Genomic DNA, 16,563 nt, shown 5'->3' with positions numbered 1-16,563 from the left:
TCAAGCCATGTCCAGGGTAATTGCGACGGGACAATGGTCCGACGCCTTCGGCCGGTCCCAGCCGGCGCGCGGAAAGCGCTCCACCGCCTGTCCGGCCGGAAAGATGGTGCGCCAGGGCTGGCCGTTGCGGATGATGTCGGGAACCGCCGTCGCATTCTTCGCCGCCAGCCCTTTCGACAGCAGGATGTAGTCGAGCTGGCACAGATGCCGCTCCTTCGGCCCGCGCGTGTGGTAGAAACTCCAGCGGTCCATCTCCGGCCGGCGTTCGACGACATTCTCGCAAAAGCCGCCGGCGGTGAGCACATCGATACAGGACTGGCTCTCGTCGATCACCTGGAAGCGGTAGCCGTCGATAGCGTCGCCCTCGATCTTCACCCGCTGGCGGTAGTCGTTCATGTCGCCGCAGATCGCCCAGTTTTTGTCGGCTGCGTGCTCTTTGCCGAAGCGCTCCTCGATAATGCGGCGCACGGCTTGCGCCTCGGCGATGCGCACCGGCATCGTCGCCTCGCGTCCGTCGAGCCCGTTGCGCGGCGAGCCCATCGATTTGAAATGGACGAGATAAAGCGTCAGCGGCACGCCGCCGACCTTGATGTCGACCTCCAGGCAATCGCGCCGGAAGATGCGTTCATTGGCCAGGTTGCCGAGCGCCTCGAGTTCGGGCGTGTGCAGCCCGAACTGCTCGAACGTGACATAGGCATGGCTGGTCATGCGCACGAATTCGATCGGCTGACCTTGCGCTGTCTCGTTGCGCATCATCACGGCAACGTCGATGCCGCGCGAATCATTGCCGGCGGTGGTGTATTTCTGCCGGTAACCCTCGCCCACCATCTTGAAGAGATAGCCGTACTCGAAGGCCTTCAGCGCCTCGATGTTGTCGACCTCCTGCATGCAGATGATGTCCGCACGGGTGGCGGCAATGGCGAGCGCGGTCAACTGGCGCGTATCGTCGGATTGCGCGATGGCGCGCGCCTGCTCCAGCATCCGGTATTCGGCTTCGCTCTGAATGTCGAAAAGCGCCAGCGTGCGGTCTTCGTTGAGCTGGTTGCGGAAGCCCGAGTAATCGAACCTGTTCATCAGGTTTTCGACATTGAAAGTGGCGAGGCGCAGCGACATGGACTGACCTTTGCCCGCAAGCGCCAATGAAAACAAGGGCTGCTCGTCATGGCTGATGGAACCTTTCTGTTCATCCTCCGTTCAGACGCCAAGGTCCATCAATAGGCCACTTCCCTGGGGTATCCGGGCGTGGGGCCTGTATCACTTGGAGAGTGCAATGAGCTCGCTCTTTTCGTCCACAGTCAAATCCGGGCTGTTAGCGCTCGGTCTTTTCTCGGGTCTCACGGCGCCATCCGCCGCGGGCCCGATCCTGCAGCCGGACTTGTCGATGCCGGCAAGCACCGCATTGTCTGACATCACACCGGTTCGCGACAGCTGGGCGGGCGGCAATGACCGCCGCTCCTTCAACGATTGGCAGTGGCGCCGCCACGACAGCCGTCGCTTTGCCCGGTCAGGCAACTGGAACAACGGCAATTGGAATGGCGGCAACTGGAACGGCGGCGACAACTGGCGCTGGCGCCATCACCGCCACCATCGCGGCCGTGATTTTGACACCGGCGCCGCAGCAGTTCTCGGCCTCGGCCTGGGTCTCGGCCTCGGCAGCATCTACAACAACGGCTACTACAATAACGGCTATTACAATGACGGCTATTACGTGCAGCCGGCGCCCCGCCGCTATTACCGCACGCAGCGTCTGTCCAGCGCCCATGTACAGTGGTGCTACGACCGCTATCGGTCCTACCGGGCCTGGGACAACACGTTCCAGCCCTATGGTGGCCCGCGCCAGCAATGCTGGTCGCCCTACAGCTGAACTATAAACGACAATAAACGACGGCGCCGCCCCATCGCGGCGCCGTTTTCATTTGGGAAAGACGGCTGGTCTCGGTCACCGCTAACCATATGTTTATCGGCTCAGCCTATCCGTGATATCGTGCCCCATCTGACGATCGCGCCGATCCGGTCGCGAAGGACGTGCCGTCATGGCCGACAACGAATTGCGAAACAAACACCGGCAGCGCGTGCTGAAAGGCGCGACGATTCTGACCGGCCTCACCAATTCCGAGGTCAAGTGCACGGTGCGCAACATGCATGCCGGCGGCGCCGAGCTGAAAGTGTCTATAGACGCGCGCGTGCCGGACGAGTTCCTGCTCTATGTGCCGGTCGACGGCATCGGCTACAAGGCCATCGTGCGCTGGCGCCGCGACGACCGCATCGGCGTCGAGTTCACCGGCACCGAGCCGAAGCCGCATTGGCACTATGGCTGAGTATCCTGATCGATAAACCGGCATCAAAAGCCGGCGGATCGCTCCGCCGGCTCTTTGCTCCCAATCCCGACGACTGCGGGTTAGTTCTTGGCCTTGTCGACCAGCTTGTTCTTGGAAATCCAGGGCATCATGGCGCGCAGCTTGGCGCCGACTTCCTCGATCTGGTGGCTGTCATTGTTGCGGCGGATGCCCTTGAAGCGCGACATGCCGGCGCGGTATTCCTGCATCCACTCCGAGGTGAATTTTCCGGTCTGGATGTCCTTCAGCACGCGCTTCATCTCGGCCTTGGTCTCGGCGGTGATAATGCGCGGGCCAGAGACATATTCGCCCCATTCGGCTGTGTTCGAGATCGAGTAGTTCATGTTGGCGATGCCCCCTTCATAGATCAGGTCGACGATCAGCTTGACCTCGTGCAGGCACTCGAAATAGGCCATTTCGGGCGCATAGCCGGCTTCCACCAGGGTCTCGAAACCGGCGCGGATCAGTTCGACCAGGCCGCCGCAGAGCACGACCTGCTCGCCGAACAGATCGGTCTCGCATTCCTCGCGGAAATTGGTCTCGATAATGCCCGAACGGCCGCCGCCGACGCCGCAGGCGTAGGACAGAGCGAGATCGAGCGCGTTGCCGGAAGCATCCTGGTTGACGGCGACCAGGCACGGCACGCCCCCGCCCTTCTGGTATTCGCCGCGCACCGTGTGGCCGGGGCCTTTCGGCGCGATCATGACGACATCGACGGTCGACTTCGGCTCGATGAGGCCGAAATGCACGTTGAGGCCGTGCGCGAAGGCAATCGCGGCGCCGTCACGAATGTTTGGCGCGATTTCGTTTTTGTAGATGTCGGCCTGCAATTCGTCAGGCGTCGCCATCATCATCAAATCGGCCCATTTGGCAGCGTCCGTCACGCTCATCACCTTGAGCCCGTCGGCCTCGACCTTCTTGGCGGTCGCCGATCCAGCCTTGAGGCCGATGGCGATTTCCTTGGCGCCGGAATCCTTGAGGTTGAGCGCGTGCGCCCGGCCTTGGCTGCCATAGCCGATAATGGCGACCTTCTTGCCCTTGATCAGATTGAGATCGGCGTCGCGATCGTAATAGACACGCATCTTTTGCTTCCTTCCCACAGAGATTAGAGGCCTTGCGGCCCGGTTTTTGCTCCATAAAGAGCGAGAAACTGCTGCGTCGCCCGGGCGGCATCGCCGCCGATCGCCGCTTCAGTCAATTCCAGCCGGTCGCCGAGCAGGAGACGGATCTGCACGTCGCGGGCGACCAGCCCGAAAAAGGTCCGGAACGCCATTTCGGCGTCCGTAAAGTCGAGCAGCCCGGCCTGCTTGCCGGCAAGCAGCACCGGCTTCAACCGTCTGGCCAGCGCGAAACGGCCATTCTCCAGCACGATCGCGCCGAGATCGTCCTTTCCGGATCCGGTATGGCCGACCGCGACGCGGTTCAGCGCGATCGAGGTATCGCTCGAAATCACCTTCAGCCAGTCCGAGGCGAAGCCTTCCAGGCTTGCCGTCAGCGAGGCAAGATCGAGCCGCTCACCGTCGACCGGCACCACGCGCACTTTCGATGCCTGCCACTGCACGGTCGCCGTCAGCAGTCCGTCGCGGTCGCCGAACCATTTGTAGAGCGTTTCCTTCGAGCAGCTGGCGCGGCGCGCCACCGCCGTCATGGTCAGATTGTCGCCCTTCTCGACCAGCAGCCGCAAAGCCGCGTCCAGGACGGCCGTTTGCCGCTCTGTCAGCACTTCGCTGGTATCGATCTCGGCCCTTGCCTGCAACAATTTCCTGCCCATTCGATGAGCTCGCCGGGTCGCCTCAAACGGCGTACCGTACGTTACGGTTCGGCATATTGCGCAATCCTGTGCTCGACGCAAGGGGTTAGGTAGAAAAATCGTCGACGTGAGAGCCGCCGAGCAAACCACGAGATTCTGACGGATCAATCATCGGCGGGCGGATGGCGCAGCTCTCCAAGCAGGCTCGCCAGTATCTTCAGCTCCTCCGCGGAGAGTTTTGCGCCGACCAATTCCGCAATCGACCGTCCATAGACAGCCCACATCCGTCGCCGCGTCTGACGGCCCTTGGCCGAGATGCGGATGGTCTGGCCGCGGCCGTCATCGGCAACCCTGAGCTTCTCGACCAGTCCATCGGCCTCGAGGCGCGCCAGGAGCCGCGAGATGTTGTACTGCGCAAACAGAGTGCGCTCGGTCAGCTGGAATGGCCGCAGCCCGCCCTCGCCCGCCTCGGCGAGTTCATGCAGCACGTCATACCAGTCGAGCGGCGGCAAGCCGCTGGTCTTCAAAGCCTCTTCCGCCTTTTCGATGAGCTGGCGCGAAACCCGCATCAGGCGGGCCCAGGCCTTGACGGCTTCGGGCGAAGGCGTGGTTGTTTTGGTCATGACCCATCCTAGGCGATAGATGCAGTTGCATCAAGCTTGACGGTCAATGCACTTGCATCTATATGCATGCAATTGCATCAATCCGGGAAAGATCCATGAAACACGAAATCTGCAAAGTCGCCGACGTCCCACAGACGGGCAGCCTGATCGCGCCATTCTTCGGCCGCGAGGTCCATATTTGGCGCAGCGGTGAGCGCATCCGCGCCGCCGCCAATGTCTGCCTGCATTTCGGCGGGCCGCTCGACTGCAAGGACGGCAAGCTGGTCTGCCAGTGGCACGGCGCCGCCTTCGACATGACATCAGGCGACCGGATCGAAGGTCCGGCGCCAAAAGCGTCGCGACTGATGTTCCTGTCGACGCGCGTCGAGGACGGCGCGTTGAACTATGTCTGGGGAGAGTGACATGCCTGAGAAGAATGAAATGCCTGATAAGAATGAAATGACTGGCAAGCTCATTCTCGTCAGCCATCATCTATGCCCCTATGTCCAGCGCGCCGCGATCTCGCTGACTGAGAAGGGCGTGCCGTTCGAACGCGTCACCATCGACCTCGCCAACAAGCCGGACTGGTTCAAGGCGATTTCGCCGCTGGGCAAGGTGCCGCTGCTGATCGTCCACGCAAATGGCGAGAAGACAGTGATCTTCGAATCCGCCGTCATTCTCGAATTCCTCGAGGAGACGCAAGCCAATCCTCTGCATCCGGCCGACGCCTACGCCCGTGCCCGGCATCGCGCCTGGATCGAGTTCGGCTCGGCGACATTGAACACCATCGGCCGGTTCTACTCGGCTTCGACGGAGGCCGCCTTCCTGGCAGAGTCCACGGCACTTTCGGCCATGTTCGATCGTCTGGAGGACGAACTGGCCGACCAGACCGGACCGTGGTTCAACGGCGAGCGCTTTTGCCTTGTCGACGCCGTCTACGGCCCGGTCTTCCGCTATCTCGACGCCTTCGACGGGATCGGCAATTTCGGCATTCTGGACGGCAAGCCATTGGTCCAGGCCTGGCGCAAGGCGTTGAGCGAACGCGCCTCGATCAAGGGTGCCGTGGCGCCGGGCTATCCGCAGCGGCTGCGTCTATTCCTGCGTGCGAGAAATTCGTTTCTCTCGACCCTGATCCCGCCGGATGATCTGGCCAGTGCACCTCCTCTAGCCCGATCCGCCTGAACGGATCGATCAGCGTGCCGGCCACCATCGAGGCAAGCACGCTTGGCACTGGCGGGATTTTGGCGATGGTTGCCACCAGCCTGTCGCGGAAGAAGGGCAGCATCGTGCCGTCCGACTGGTAGAACGGCGTCAGCGCCAGCGACAGCAGCTGGAAGATCCAAACATGCCATCGCCTCGCCCGGGCGTAGCTTTCCAGCGCTGCCTCGACGTTGCCCGTTTGTGCCAAGGCATGGCTGAGTGCTGCCGCGTCGAGCAGCGCCATGTTGGCGCCTTGCCCGAGCTGCGGGCTGGTCGAATGCGCGGCATCGCCGATCACGGCCAGCCTGCGGCCGGCCGGCAGCTTCATCGTGTGGTGGCCGTAGCGCGCCAGCGACAGCTGGTCGAAGCTGTCGATCTGGCTGGTGAACGCCTCGCACTGTGGCCACAGCGAGACCAGTCGCGCCTTCCATGCGTCGAGCCCTGCCGCGCGCACGTTTTCGGCATCCGCCGGCTTCAGGCTCCAGAAGAACGCCGCCATCTTGTCCCCGCCCGGTTCCGGTCGGCCGATCGGCAGGACGCCGATCATCACGCTGGCCTTGTCGTAGCGCTGCAGCAGCGCATTTTCGTCGAAGCCTTGGCGCCAGCCGAGCGAGGCCCAGAACGCGCCGTAAGTGAGCTGCCGCGGCTCGGCCGGATCGTTGAGGCACCGGCGCAGCTTCGAACGCGAGCCGCTGGCGTCGACCACGAGGTCGAACGGCCCTGCCCTGCGGCCCCCCACCGTTCGGTTCTGGTCGAAGATCAGGATCGCCCGCTCACCGACGTCCAGCGCCTCGATCTCGACACTGGTTTCGATGGCGATGCCTTGGCGCTGCGCGGCGCGAAACAACACGTTGAACAACGCCGCCCGGTGCACCGCCAGCCCGAAACGGCCGCCAGGCTGCGCATCGTAGCGCACGGCGAGCACGGTGCGGCCGCTCGAGGCATCGGCGCCATGCAGACGCTCGATGCGGCTCCCCAGCGCCAGAATGTCGTCGAGCAGGCCGAGATCGGCGAGCACGCTCAGCCCGGTCGGCTGCAGGATCAGTCCGGAACCGACGGGCTTGGGTTCCTCGAAACGTTCGAAGATGGTGACGTTGTGGCCCGCGCGCTTGAGATAGAGCGCGGTGGCGAGCCCCGCCGGGCCGGCGCCCGCAATCGCGATGTCGAGAGATTTTTCCATTGCCCGCCCAACTACTGGCCGGACAATCCTTCAGCGCCATTGTCAAATCAAGCCTTTGCTGCATGGACCAAAATATAGCCACCGGCGTCGAAGGCAGCGCGCGCCTTGCGCACCGCACCATGGTTGAGTTCGGCCCACAGGATCAATTGATGCAAGGCGCCGAACATCGAACGGCCGAGATCGGTCAGGCTGTATTCGACGCTTGGCGGCTTGGTCGGGAACACTTCGCGATGAACAAAGCCGTCGCGCTGCAGATCGTGGAGCGTCTGGGTGAGCATGCGCTGCGAGATGTCGGGCACCAGGCGCCGAAACTCGCCGAAACGATAGGGCTGCTCTGCGAGCGCCGCCATCAGCAGCGAACTCCATTTGCCGTTCACGCCCTGCATCACGTCGCGAACCGGGCAATCGGCAATGTTTGCGCCATCGCTGGTGGCTTTGAATATATTGAGCTTGGTTCTCAGATTGACGACCTTGCCGTCCATGGCTGCTGGTTCCCTGGCGGTGCCTACCTCCCTAAAAACTGCCTTCTTTACGGTGGCCGGTCAATTCTTATTTTAGTGCTGGTCTCTTTTTGAGACTGTCAGAAGCACCCGCCACCCGGCGCAATTTCAGGATCCCCCATGACCGCAACCCTTCTCGTCACCGGCGCTTCCGGCCAGCTTGGCCGCGGCGTCATCAACCACCTGCTGGACACATTAAAGATCTCCGCAAACCGCATCATCGCCACCACCCGTACACCCGCCAACCTTGCCGATCTGGCGGCGCGCGGCGTCGTCGTCAGAGCCGCTGACTTCAACGACCCGCAATCGCTTGCCGAGGCCTTCGCGGGAGCCGACCGGGCACTCGTCATCTCGACCAACGAACTTGAGGTACAGGGGAAGCGGCGCGAGCAGCAGCTTGCGGCGGTGACGGCGGCCAAACAGGCTGGCGTCGGCCACCTGCTGTACACCTCGATGCCCAACCCCGAGCCTGGTTCGCCGGTTGTTTTCGCGCCCGACCACTACGACACCGAACAGGCGATCAAGGCGAGCGGAATCCCCTACACAATATTCCGCAATGGCTGGTATAACGAGAACCTGTTCATGGCGTTGCCGCAGGTTCTGGCGTCGGGTCAGTGGTACACCTCCGCCGGCGACGGCGCCATTTCCTACGGCACGCGTGACGATTTCGCGGCGGCGATCGCAGCGGGGCTCGCCTCGGACAGCAGCGAAAGCGCGACTTACACGCTCACCGGCCCCAGTGCGTATACGGCTGCCGAAGTGGCGGCGTTGGTCACCGAGGTCACCAGCAAGCCGATCAAGGTCATCCAGCTTTCCGACGAAGCCCTGACCGAGGGAATGAAGTCGGCCGGCCTGCCTGAACCCTTCGCCAAGGTGCTGGTTTCATTCGACGCCGCCGCCCGCGCCGGTGACCTCGGCATGGTGACCGACGCGGTCGAAAAACTCTCCGGCCGAAAGTCGGTGCCGCTGAAGCAGTTTCTGGAGACGAACAAGGCTGCACTGGCCGGCTGAAAGCTGCCATTGCGGGACGCCGAGCCCTTAAGGTCCGGCCTCCCGCACAATTACTTACGTCGCTTGACCAGTCCCAGCCGGATCAGGCTTTCGCCCGTGGCAATCAAAGCATCTTCGCGCGAGCGTGGCGCCCAGCCGAGCACGCGCACCGCCTTGGCGTTGGTGGCGTTCTTGATCTTGCCCAGTTCCGTTGCGAGTTGTGCCGCTTCCGGATTGAACAGCCCGATGATGCGCACCAGCCAATCGGGAAACTCCCGCGTCGAGACGCGCGACGCCGCCGGCCCGAGCCGCGTCTTCAGGGTCTGCGCGATCTCGCGCACCGTCATGAAATCGCCGGCGACAGCCAGGAACCGTTCGCCCTTGGCGGCGGGGTGGGTCATGGCGCGAACATGCAGATCCGCCACGTCGCGCGCATCGACGACGCCGAAGGACAGGCGCGGCAGCCCAGGCACGGCGCCGTTCAGCATGCGCTGGACAAATTCGGTCGAGGTCGAATGGTCCGCGCCGAGCACCGGTCCAAAGATGCCGACGGGATTGACGACCGCAAGCTCCAGCGCGCCGCCCTGCTCGGCGATGAAATCCCAGGCCGCGCGCTCGGCGAGCGTCTTGGACTTCACATAGGCGCTGACCTTGCCTGCCGGATCGGTCCAGTTTTCCTCGTTGAAAGGCTGCCCATCCGCGCGCATCTTGCCATAGCCGACGGCCGCGAAGGATGAGGTGAGCACGACGCGCCTGACCCCGGCATCCCGCGCCGCCCGCAGCACGCGCAACGCGCCCTCGCGCGCCGGAAGGATCAGGTCATCCTCATGCGTGGGCACGCCGGGCGGAAAAGGCGATGCGACATGCAGCACGTAATCGCAGCCGGCCACCGCCGCCGGCCAGCCTGCGTCGGCCATCAGATCGGCATGGGCGAATGAAAGGGCGTCACCGGGCTCCGTGCCACCTGCCTTGAGCATGGCGAGCACATCGGCTTCGCGCCTGGCCGATCGCACGGAGGTGCGGACGCGGTAGCCGGCCTTCAACAGTTCGAGGATGCAGTGAGCGCCGAGGAAGCCGGACCCGCCGGTGACCAGCACCAATTCGCCGCTCATATTAGCCTCCTCGACGATTTATCCGTTCGAGACCCTCAGATCGCCACCTGCGTGCCGATCTCGACCACACGTCCGGTCGGGATCTGGAAATACTCCGTCGCATCGGCCGCCGAGNATCGCCACCTGCGTGCCGATCTCGACCACACGTCCGGTCGGGATCTGGAAATACTCCGTCGCATCGGCCGCCGAGCGGGCGAGCCCGATGAACAGCTTGTCCTGCCACACCGGCATGCCGGAATTGGGCGATGCCTTGAGCGAGCGCCGCGACAGGAAGAACGACGTCGTCATGANCCGCCGAGCGGGCGAGCCCGATGAACAGCTTGCCCTGCCACACCGGCATGCCGGAATTGGGCGATGCCTTGAGCGAGCGCCGCGACAGGAAGAACGACGTCGTCATGATGTCGAACTTCCAGCCCTGCTTGCGGCAGATCGCCAGCGCGCGCGGAATGTTGGGCTGCTCCATATAGCCGAAGGTCAGCGTCACCCGCATGAACAACTCGTTGACTGTCTCCATCTTGACCCGCTCGCTGTCGGGCACCAGCGGCTGCGGTGCGGTGACCACCGACAGAATGACGTTCTGCTCGTGCAGCACCTTGTAGTGCTTCAGGCTGTGCATCAGCGCTGTCGGCGCGCTTTGCGGATCGCTGGTCAGGAACACGGCGGTGCCGGACACCAGCTGCGGCTTCTTCTTCAGCAGATTGCCGGCGAGGAAATCGAGCGGGATTTCGTTGCGCCGGGTCTTGTCGAACAGATAGCGGCTGCCGCGTATCCAGGTGGTCATGATCAGCCCCATGAGGCAGGCAACGGATATTGACACCCATCCGCCTTCCACGATCTTGACGACATTCGCCAGGAAGAAACCCATGTCGATGGTGCCGAACAGCAGCGCCAATGCCAGGGCGAGCCCAAGCTGCCATTTCCACAAATTGCGCATGACAACGAACAGCAGAATGGTTGTCATCAGCATCTCGCCGGTCACCGAAATTCCGTAAGCGGAAGCCAGCGAACTCGAGCTGCCGAAGCCGACAACCAGCAGCATCACTCCCAGGGCGATGAGCAGGTTGACGCGCGGCATATAAATCTGGCCGCTCTGCATTTCGGACGTGTGCTGCACCTCGATGCGGGGCAGCAGGTTGAGTTGCACTGCCTGACGTGCCAGCGAAAAAGCACCCGAGATCACCGCCTGACTGGCGATCACGGTGGCGGCCGTTGCCAAGCCGACCATTGGCATCAGCGCCCAATCCGGCAACATCTCGAAGAATGGATTGGTCGGCCTGCCGCCATTCGCCAATACAAAGGCGCCCTGGCCGAAGTAGTTGAGCAGCAGGCAAGGAAACACCACGGAAAACCACGCGAGCACGATCGGCTTGCGCCCGAAATGTCCAAGGTCGACATAAAGCGCCTCGGCCCCCGTTACCGCCAGGAACACTGCACCAACGGTCACGAAAGCGGCGGTCGGCGTGCCGGCTAAGTAGGCGATCGCATAATACGGGTTGATCGCCAACAGCACCGAAGGATCATCCATCAGGTGGTAGAGCCCGGAAACGCCGATGGCCAGGAACCATAGCGCCGTCACCGGCCCGAATACTGCCGCCACCTTCCCCGTGCCGAAGCGCTGCACGGAGAACAGAAATGCCAGGATGACCAAGGTGATCGGAACGACATAGGCCTCCAGCGTCGGTGTCACCACTTCCAGGCCCTCAACTGCCGACAGCACGGAAATGGCCGGAGTTATGATAGCGTCTCCGAAAAAAAGCGACGCCCCGCAAAGTCCGATGCCGAGGATAAGCTTGGCGCCTTTTGGATAGGCGCTGCGCGCCAGCGCCATCAGGGACAGCGTGCCGCCCTCGCCCTTGTTGTCGGCGCGAAGCACGAAAGCGACGTATTTTATGGTGACGATAATCGTCAGCGCCCAGACGATCAGCGACAGCACGCCCAGGACATCTATACGCGTGTCGGTACCAGGCGAAGCGTGAAGCGCCTCGCGGAAGGCATAGATCGGGCTGGTGCCGATATCGCCATAGACGACGCCAAGCGCGCCCAGCATCAGAACTTTGGTGCTGTGCTGTTCAGTGTGGGAGTGGTTCGGTTGTTCGACGGGTTCAGCCTCGCTACCGATGCTGGAAAGAGCCATCGACTACTCCCCGATCACCGCGCGGTGCGCCTTGCTTGCTGTCATGCGATATCACCTTCGACACGAGCCTTCCACCGCTACCAACCGCAAGCCTTCAGAAACCGCCCCACCGTGCCGGCCATGCCATACTCCAACGCATCGGCTGTCAACCCGTGTCCGATAGACACTTCGGCCAATGCCGGAATGCGCTTTGCCAATGCCGGAAGGTTGTTCACCACCAGATCGTGCCCGGCATTGACCTGGAGCCCGGCGGCGACTGCGGCATCCGCGGTTTTTCCCAATCTTTCCAGCTCCTTCCGCGCCTTGGCGGAATCGGAATGGTAGCTGCCGTAGGGCCCGGTATAGAGCTCGATGCGGTCGGCGCCGGTGTCGCGCGCGGCATTGACGCCGGTGGGATCCGGATCGGAAAACAGCGACACGCGGAAGCCCCCTTTTTTCAGACGCTTGACGATCGGGTTAAGGAACGCCGCCTCGGCGGCAAAGTTCCAGCCATGGTCCGATGTCGCCTGCGCCGGATCGTCGGGCACCAGCGTCACCTGCTCCGGCTGGTGCCTTTCCACAAGCGCCAGAAAATCCTCGGTCGGGTAGCCCTCGATGTTGAATTCCGCCTTGGGAAACTCGTCGTCGATAAGCGCCCGGATCTCCGGCAGGTCGGAATGCCTGGTGTGGCGCTCGTCGGGCCGCGGATGAACCGTCAGCCCGTGCGCGCCGGCCGCCAACGCCAGGCGGCCGAGCCCGGTGACGCTGGGCCATGGCAGGTTGCGGCGGTTGCGCAGCATGGCGATGGCGTTGAGATTGACCGAGAGTTTCGCGGGCATGGCGTGAGGTCCGGCTGTTTGTGCAGCGCATCTATACTGCCTTTGATGGGAACAGACAGGGGCTTTCGGGTGTTCCAGTGATGACATCTGCTCGCAAGGGGGAACCCAGCCAATGAATTTTCTCCAGTCCGTGCCCGCAATCCGCCGCCTCGAAACCGACCGTGAGGACCTTTTCGCCATCGACGTCGTCGGCCATGTCTCTGCCGCCGACGGCGAAAATCTGTTCGGATTGCTGGAGGCTGCCTACGCGCTGCACCCGAGGATCGACGTCTTGGTGCGGCTGGTCGACCATGAGGGCGTCGACTGGATCGATATGGACGACGAGACGCTGAAACAAGGTACGGTTCATGCGCTAGAGCATATCGCCCGGTGCGCGACGATCGGTGAGCCCGACTGGATAGCGGATGCGCGGAACTTCCTTCCGGCTTCGCCACCCATCGAGTTCAGGCACTTCGCGGCCGAGGATGAAGCGGATGCCTGGCAATGGCTGGGTGCGACGCCACTCAGCCCTGCTGCGCCGGCTGCTACCTGACGCCAGCTATCTAACGCCAGCTATCTAACGATCGTCAGGCGCTCTGCCGCCCGCGTGATGGCGGTATAAAGCCAGCGCTGGCGGGTTTCCTTGAACGCCCAGCTCTCGTCGAACAGCACGACATCGTTCCACTGCGAACCCTGCGCCTTGTGCACGGTCAGCGCGTAGCCATAGTCGAAATCGTCAAAGCGCTTCTTCTGCTGCCAGGGGATATCGGCGTCCGGATCCTCGAAAGCCGACTTGAGCAGCTTGATCTTGGCGACGCCGCGGTCGGGATCGTCCTCCTCGGGCGAGACCAGAAGGTTGATGCCCGGCTTCACCGTTTCGCGCGACGAGGTCATTACCTTCCACAGCGAACCGTTGAGCAGGCCCTTGGCGGGGTCGTTGCGCAGGCAGACCAGCTTGTCTCCGGCCTGCGGATAATCGGCATTGAAACCCTTCAGCTCGCGCAGGCGCTGATTGTAGCGGCGGCGTGTGCGGTTGGTGCCGACCAACACCTGGTCCGCCTTCAGCACCAGCTCCTGGGTGACGTCCTCCTTGCCGATGACCTGCGCGGTGCCGTAGTCGCCACGCATGAACTCGCGGCCCTCGCGCACGTCGAGCGCCAGCTGGATGATCGGATTGTCGCGCGCCTGGCGGTGGATTTCGGTCAAGAGCACATCCGGCTCATGCTCGGTGAAAAAGCCGCCGCCCGAGATCGGCGGCAGCTGCGCCGGATCGCCAAGCACCAGGATCGGCGTGCCAAAACTCAGAAGGTCGCGGCCAAGCTGCTCGTCGACCATCGAGCATTCGTCGATGACCACCAGCTTCGCCCGTGAAATAGGACTTTGCCGATTGAGCGAGAAGGTCGGCGACATCGAGGTCTTGCCGGTCACCTCGTCCGACACCGATTCCTCGCCTTTCGGCCTATAGATCAGCGAATGGATGGTGCGGGCATTGACCGCGCCCTTGGAACGCAGCACCTGCGCCGCCTTGCCGGTGAAGGCGGCGAACTGCACCTGCCCGTCGACATGCTCGGCAAAATAGCGCGCCAGCGTGGTCTTGCCGGTGCCGGCATAGCCGAACAGCCGGAAGACCTGCGGCCGGCCCTCCTTGAGCCAGCGCGCGACCGCTTTCAGAGCCTCGTCCTGTTGGGGAGAGAATTCCATCGATTCGACAGACCGGATTCGCGAGAGAAAGACAAGCTTGGTGCCAACCACCGCTTAAAACGATGGGATTGCCTCACCTTCAACGGGACAAACTAGCAGGCGCAAATGCGAACGTAAAGTGAACATGCAAGCGGATAACGAACGATTTGAATTCAGGCATTTGAACCTAGATCGGGCAATGCCACTATCACGGACATGATCGAGATGCAGATCGGCGCAGACACCTATAAGCGAGGATATTGATGAGGTCGTTCGCAGACAGGCTGATCGGAAAGTCGATAAAGAAGATCGAAATCGGCGAACCTGGTTATGGCATCGTTGTCTCCTTGTCGGATGACGCAGGGTTCGCGATATATACCGAGGTCACGGCCTGTCTGAGTGACGAAAATGCCAGAACCATAGAACGTGTTACCATCAGCGACGAGCAAGTGATCCTCCACTTGGCTGACAACGACTTCGTCGCCATTTCCAAAAACCGTGGCCGCTTCGCCGTCGTTGAGGCGTTTGTCTATGGGGACGACGAAGGCATGGTCGTCGAAAATTAGTTGCATCGGCCGCCAGATTTCAAACACCAACCACAGGCGGACTATATGTTCGCGCCGCCGCCGCTACCTCTGGTCGGCCCGGGATCGTTCTCCAACAAAATCGGCTTGCCGTGCGGGGTTGCATGCGCGGCGCGTTCCCAGGCGGCGGCGAGCGTGTCGACGTCACTTTTTCCCGCGACGCCCTTGGCCGCCAGCAGCGTCTCCAGCGCAGCCAGCCAATGCTCGTAATAATCGTGGCCGTCGCTTGCGGCGCCCGGCTTCTTCACTTGCGCCGACAGCGCATCGGCCCATTCGGCCCAGGAAAACAGGCCCTTGTCGTGCAGCGCCACCGTCATGGCGAAGGCTTCGGCCTGCCAGGGTTCGGCGAATACCGGTTCGTCCAGACCCGCCGGCAATGCACCTTCAGGCCGGCTCAAGATAGCTCTCCCAAGCGTCGATGGAGACGGTAAGCGTCGGGTCGGCGCCCTCGCCCCAGATTTCCGAGCCATCGAAGACCACGGTATAGACCCATTGCGGGTTTTCACCGTTTCCATGCGCGTTGCTGTCGGGGAACACAAAACCGTCACGCACGGCCTCGATCACTCCGTGCTTGCCGCGCGCATAACGCGGCAGCCTCGTGTGGGCGGTGGGATTGAAATTCCTTGTCCGCACCGGGTCGCCGGCCTTGAAGCGCGGCGCTGTCTCGACCGGCCGGTCGCAGGGACTGCCCTTGGCCAGCACCGCCGGAACGTTTTCGGCCTTCAACACCCTTTTGGGCGTCGCCGCCGGATCGACCGCCCGACCTTCCGTCAGATCGCGCTCGCTGACGAAGCCATGGCGCTTCAGCAGCACCTCGAGCGCTTTGATCCATATCTGGTAGTAGCTTGAGGAATAATAGACGGCCGGATGCAGCGATTCCCTGGCGTGCCGGCTCTCGTCGATGTTCCACGCGCCCATGGCGCCGGCAGTCAGCGTCACGCCGAGCGCCCGCCTCTCCCAATCCGCATGAAAATACGGTTCGTCCTTTTCGGGCGCGACCGGCCCGAAACCCATCTGCCCACCGAGATCCTGCGGCCCGTTCATGCCGGTTCTCTCGCCACCGCCGTGCCGATCATCGCATCGCGGCTCACCAGTTCGGCGAGCTGGTCCTCACTCCAGCCTTCGGTACCGTCAGGCCGCATCGGCACCACGAGATAGCGCAGTTCGGCAGTCGAATCCCAGACGCGGATGTTTTTCTCCGCCGGCAAGGTCAGCCCGAACTCCTCCAGCACGCCGCGCGGATCGATCACGGCGCGCGAGCGATAGGGCGGCGCCTTGTACCAGACCGGCGGCAGGCCGAGCACCGACCACGGATAGCAGGAGCACAGCGTGCAGACGACGAGGTTGTGCGTCTCGTCCGTGTTGAACACCGCCTGCATGTGCTCGCCCTGGCGGCCGGTGTAGCCCAGCGAGGTGATCGCCGCAGTCGCGTCGCGCTTCAGCCACTCGGCAAAGGCCGGATCGCTCCAGGCTTTCGCCACCACCCTGGCGCCGTTGCGCGGTCCGATCTTGGTCTCATAGGTGTCGACGATGACGTCGATTGCGGCCGGATCGATCAGGCCTTTTTCGGTGAGGATGGTCTCCAGCGCGCGCACGCGCGCCGCAAACGGGTCGAGTTCGTTGTCGTGGTCATGATCATGGGACATGACCTCAGATTAGGATCGGCGGCACGCGGCCGCAAGCATGACAGCTTGGGCC

Annotated in this window: 18 protein-coding genes and 2 pseudogenes; 7 read left to right on the top strand and 13 right to left on the bottom strand. The window is 62.8% G+C overall.

Annotation, left to right across the window (positions count from 1 at the left end; all coding sequences use genetic code 11):
* Positions 1 to 1,113 carry an endonuclease/exonuclease/phosphatase family protein gene (locus X751_RS152115; RefSeq protein WP_023744652.1) on the bottom strand — a complete coding sequence of 371 codons (1,113 nt, stop codon included), beginning with the start codon at positions 1,111 to 1,113 and terminating at the stop codon, positions 1 to 3.
* Between the two features lie 157 nt (positions 1,114 to 1,270).
* Between X751_RS152115 and X751_RS152120 the strand changes: the two genes are divergently transcribed.
* Positions 1,271 to 1,864, top strand: coding sequence for a BA14K family protein (locus X751_RS152120; RefSeq protein ID WP_023744651.1), 594 nt, complete (start codon positions 1,271 to 1,273; stop codon positions 1,862 to 1,864).
* A gap of 169 nt (positions 1,865 to 2,033) precedes the next feature.
* Positions 2,034 to 2,318, top strand: coding sequence for a PilZ domain-containing protein (locus tag X751_RS152125; RefSeq protein WP_023685169.1), 285 nt, complete (start codon positions 2,034 to 2,036; stop codon positions 2,316 to 2,318).
* Between the two features lie 80 nt (positions 2,319 to 2,398).
* Here X751_RS152125 and ilvC read toward each other — a convergent pair whose 3' ends face one another.
* From ilvC to X751_RS152140, 3 genes are all read right to left on the bottom strand, one after another.
* Complete coding sequence (gene ilvC, locus X751_RS152130) at positions 2,399 to 3,418, bottom strand: ketol-acid reductoisomerase (RefSeq protein ID WP_023744650.1); 1,020 nt, start codon at positions 3,416 to 3,418, stop codon at positions 2,399 to 2,401.
* Positions 3,419 to 3,441: 23 nt separating this feature from the next.
* Positions 3,442 to 4,095 carry a TetR/AcrR family transcriptional regulator gene (locus tag X751_RS152135; RefSeq protein ID WP_023744649.1) on the bottom strand — a complete coding sequence of 218 codons (654 nt, stop codon included), beginning with the start codon at positions 4,093 to 4,095 and terminating at the stop codon, positions 3,442 to 3,444.
* Positions 4,096 to 4,250: 155 nt separating this feature from the next.
* Positions 4,251 to 4,709: a MarR family transcriptional regulator gene (locus tag X751_RS152140; protein ID WP_023731255.1), complete on the bottom strand. Its 459-nt coding sequence runs from the start codon at positions 4,707 to 4,709 to the stop codon at positions 4,251 to 4,253.
* Between the two features lie 95 nt (positions 4,710 to 4,804).
* On the opposite strand from X751_RS152140, the gene X751_RS0133270 reads away from it, so the two are divergent.
* On the top strand, positions 4,805 to 5,110 hold the full coding sequence (locus tag X751_RS0133270; RefSeq protein WP_023690332.1) for a Rieske (2Fe-2S) protein: 306 nt from the start codon (positions 4,805 to 4,807) through the stop codon (positions 5,108 to 5,110).
* A 1-nt stretch (position 5,111) separates the two neighbouring features.
* Complete coding sequence (locus X751_RS1000000165580; protein WP_245265756.1) at positions 5,112 to 5,870, top strand: glutathione S-transferase family protein; 759 nt, start codon at positions 5,112 to 5,114, stop codon at positions 5,868 to 5,870.
* Here X751_RS1000000165580 and X751_RS152145 read toward each other — a convergent pair.
* Together X751_RS152145 and X751_RS152150 are read right to left on the bottom strand one after the other, a co-directional pair.
* A pseudogene (locus tag X751_RS152145) lies at positions 5,836 to 7,068 on the bottom strand (NAD(P)/FAD-dependent oxidoreductase); the annotation flags it as partial. The gene X751_RS1000000165580 and the pseudogene X751_RS152145 overlap by 35 nt on opposite strands.
* Positions 7,069 to 7,115: 47 nt before the next feature.
* Positions 7,116 to 7,550 carry a helix-turn-helix domain-containing protein gene (locus tag X751_RS152150; RefSeq protein ID WP_023744646.1) on the bottom strand — a complete coding sequence of 145 codons (435 nt, stop codon included), beginning with the start codon at positions 7,548 to 7,550 and terminating at the stop codon, positions 7,116 to 7,118.
* 138 nt (positions 7,551 to 7,688) lie between these two features.
* On the opposite strand from X751_RS152150, the gene X751_RS152155 reads away from it, so the two are divergent.
* On the top strand, positions 7,689 to 8,579 hold the full coding sequence (locus tag X751_RS152155; protein ID WP_023744645.1) for an SDR family oxidoreductase: 891 nt from the start codon (positions 7,689 to 7,691) through the stop codon (positions 8,577 to 8,579).
* A 50-nt stretch (positions 8,580 to 8,629) separates the two neighbouring features.
* Here X751_RS152155 and X751_RS152160 read toward each other — a convergent pair whose 3' ends face one another.
* The 3 genes and pseudogenes from X751_RS152160 to X751_RS152165 form a co-directional block, all read right to left on the bottom strand.
* Positions 8,630 to 9,670: an aldehyde reductase gene (locus X751_RS152160; RefSeq protein ID WP_023712682.1), complete on the bottom strand. Its 1,041-nt coding sequence runs from the start codon at positions 9,668 to 9,670 to the stop codon at positions 8,630 to 8,632.
* A 292-nt stretch (positions 9,671 to 9,962) separates the two neighbouring features.
* Positions 9,963 to 11,804 (bottom strand): annotated as a pseudogene (locus tag X751_RS0133265) (potassium transporter Kup); the annotation flags it as partial.
* Positions 11,805 to 11,881: 77 nt separating this feature from the next.
* On the bottom strand, positions 11,882 to 12,622 hold the full coding sequence (locus X751_RS152165) for a pyridoxine 5'-phosphate synthase (protein WP_023714735.1): 741 nt from the start codon (positions 12,620 to 12,622) through the stop codon (positions 11,882 to 11,884).
* A 112-nt stretch (positions 12,623 to 12,734) separates the two neighbouring features.
* On the opposite strand from X751_RS152165, the gene X751_RS152170 reads away from it, so the two are divergent.
* Entirely contained in the window at positions 12,735 to 13,154 is a 420-nt protein-coding gene (locus X751_RS152170; RefSeq protein ID WP_023682069.1) for an STAS/SEC14 domain-containing protein, read from the top strand.
* Between the two features lie 20 nt (positions 13,155 to 13,174).
* Here X751_RS152170 and X751_RS152175 read toward each other — a convergent pair whose 3' ends face one another.
* On the bottom strand, positions 13,175 to 14,302 hold the full coding sequence (locus X751_RS152175) for an ATP-dependent RecD-like DNA helicase (RefSeq protein WP_023668361.1): 1,128 nt from the start codon (positions 14,300 to 14,302) through the stop codon (positions 13,175 to 13,177).
* Between the two features lie 242 nt (positions 14,303 to 14,544).
* Between X751_RS152175 and X751_RS152180 the strand changes: the two genes are divergently transcribed.
* Positions 14,545 to 14,847, top strand: a complete 303-nt coding sequence (locus X751_RS152180; protein ID WP_023714736.1) for a hypothetical protein — start codon at positions 14,545 to 14,547, stop codon at positions 14,845 to 14,847.
* 41 nt (positions 14,848 to 14,888) lie between these two features.
* Here the strand turns inward: X751_RS152180 and X751_RS152185 are convergent, their stop codons facing one another.
* Genes X751_RS152185 through nthA form a run of 3 tightly spaced genes read right to left on the bottom strand, consistent with a single transcriptional unit; the run spans position 14,889 to position 16,511 of the window.
* Positions 14,889 to 15,263: a nitrile hydratase accessory protein gene (locus X751_RS152185; RefSeq protein WP_023744644.1), complete on the bottom strand. Its 375-nt coding sequence runs from the start codon at positions 15,261 to 15,263 to the stop codon at positions 14,889 to 14,891.
* Positions 15,250 to 15,909 (bottom strand): nitrile hydratase subunit beta, encoded by a 660-nt coding sequence (gene nthB, locus X751_RS152190; protein WP_023744643.1) that lies wholly within the window; start codon positions 15,907 to 15,909, stop codon positions 15,250 to 15,252. Before nthB ends, X751_RS152185 begins: the two co-directional genes overlap by 14 nt.
* The gene (nthA, locus tag X751_RS152195) at positions 15,906 to 16,511 is read right to left on the bottom strand and encodes a nitrile hydratase subunit alpha (RefSeq protein ID WP_023744642.1); all 606 of its coding nucleotides are present in this window, start codon (positions 16,509 to 16,511) and stop codon (positions 15,906 to 15,908) included. The genes nthB and nthA overlap by 4 nt, the downstream gene beginning before the upstream one ends.
* Positions 16,512 to 16,563 lie beyond the last annotated feature (52 nt).

Source organism: Mesorhizobium sp. LNJC394B00 (assembly GCF_000502555.1).
Lineage (GTDB): Bacteria > Pseudomonadota > Alphaproteobacteria > Rhizobiales > Rhizobiaceae > Mesorhizobium.
This window is presented reverse-complemented; position numbering and strand designations above follow the sequence as displayed.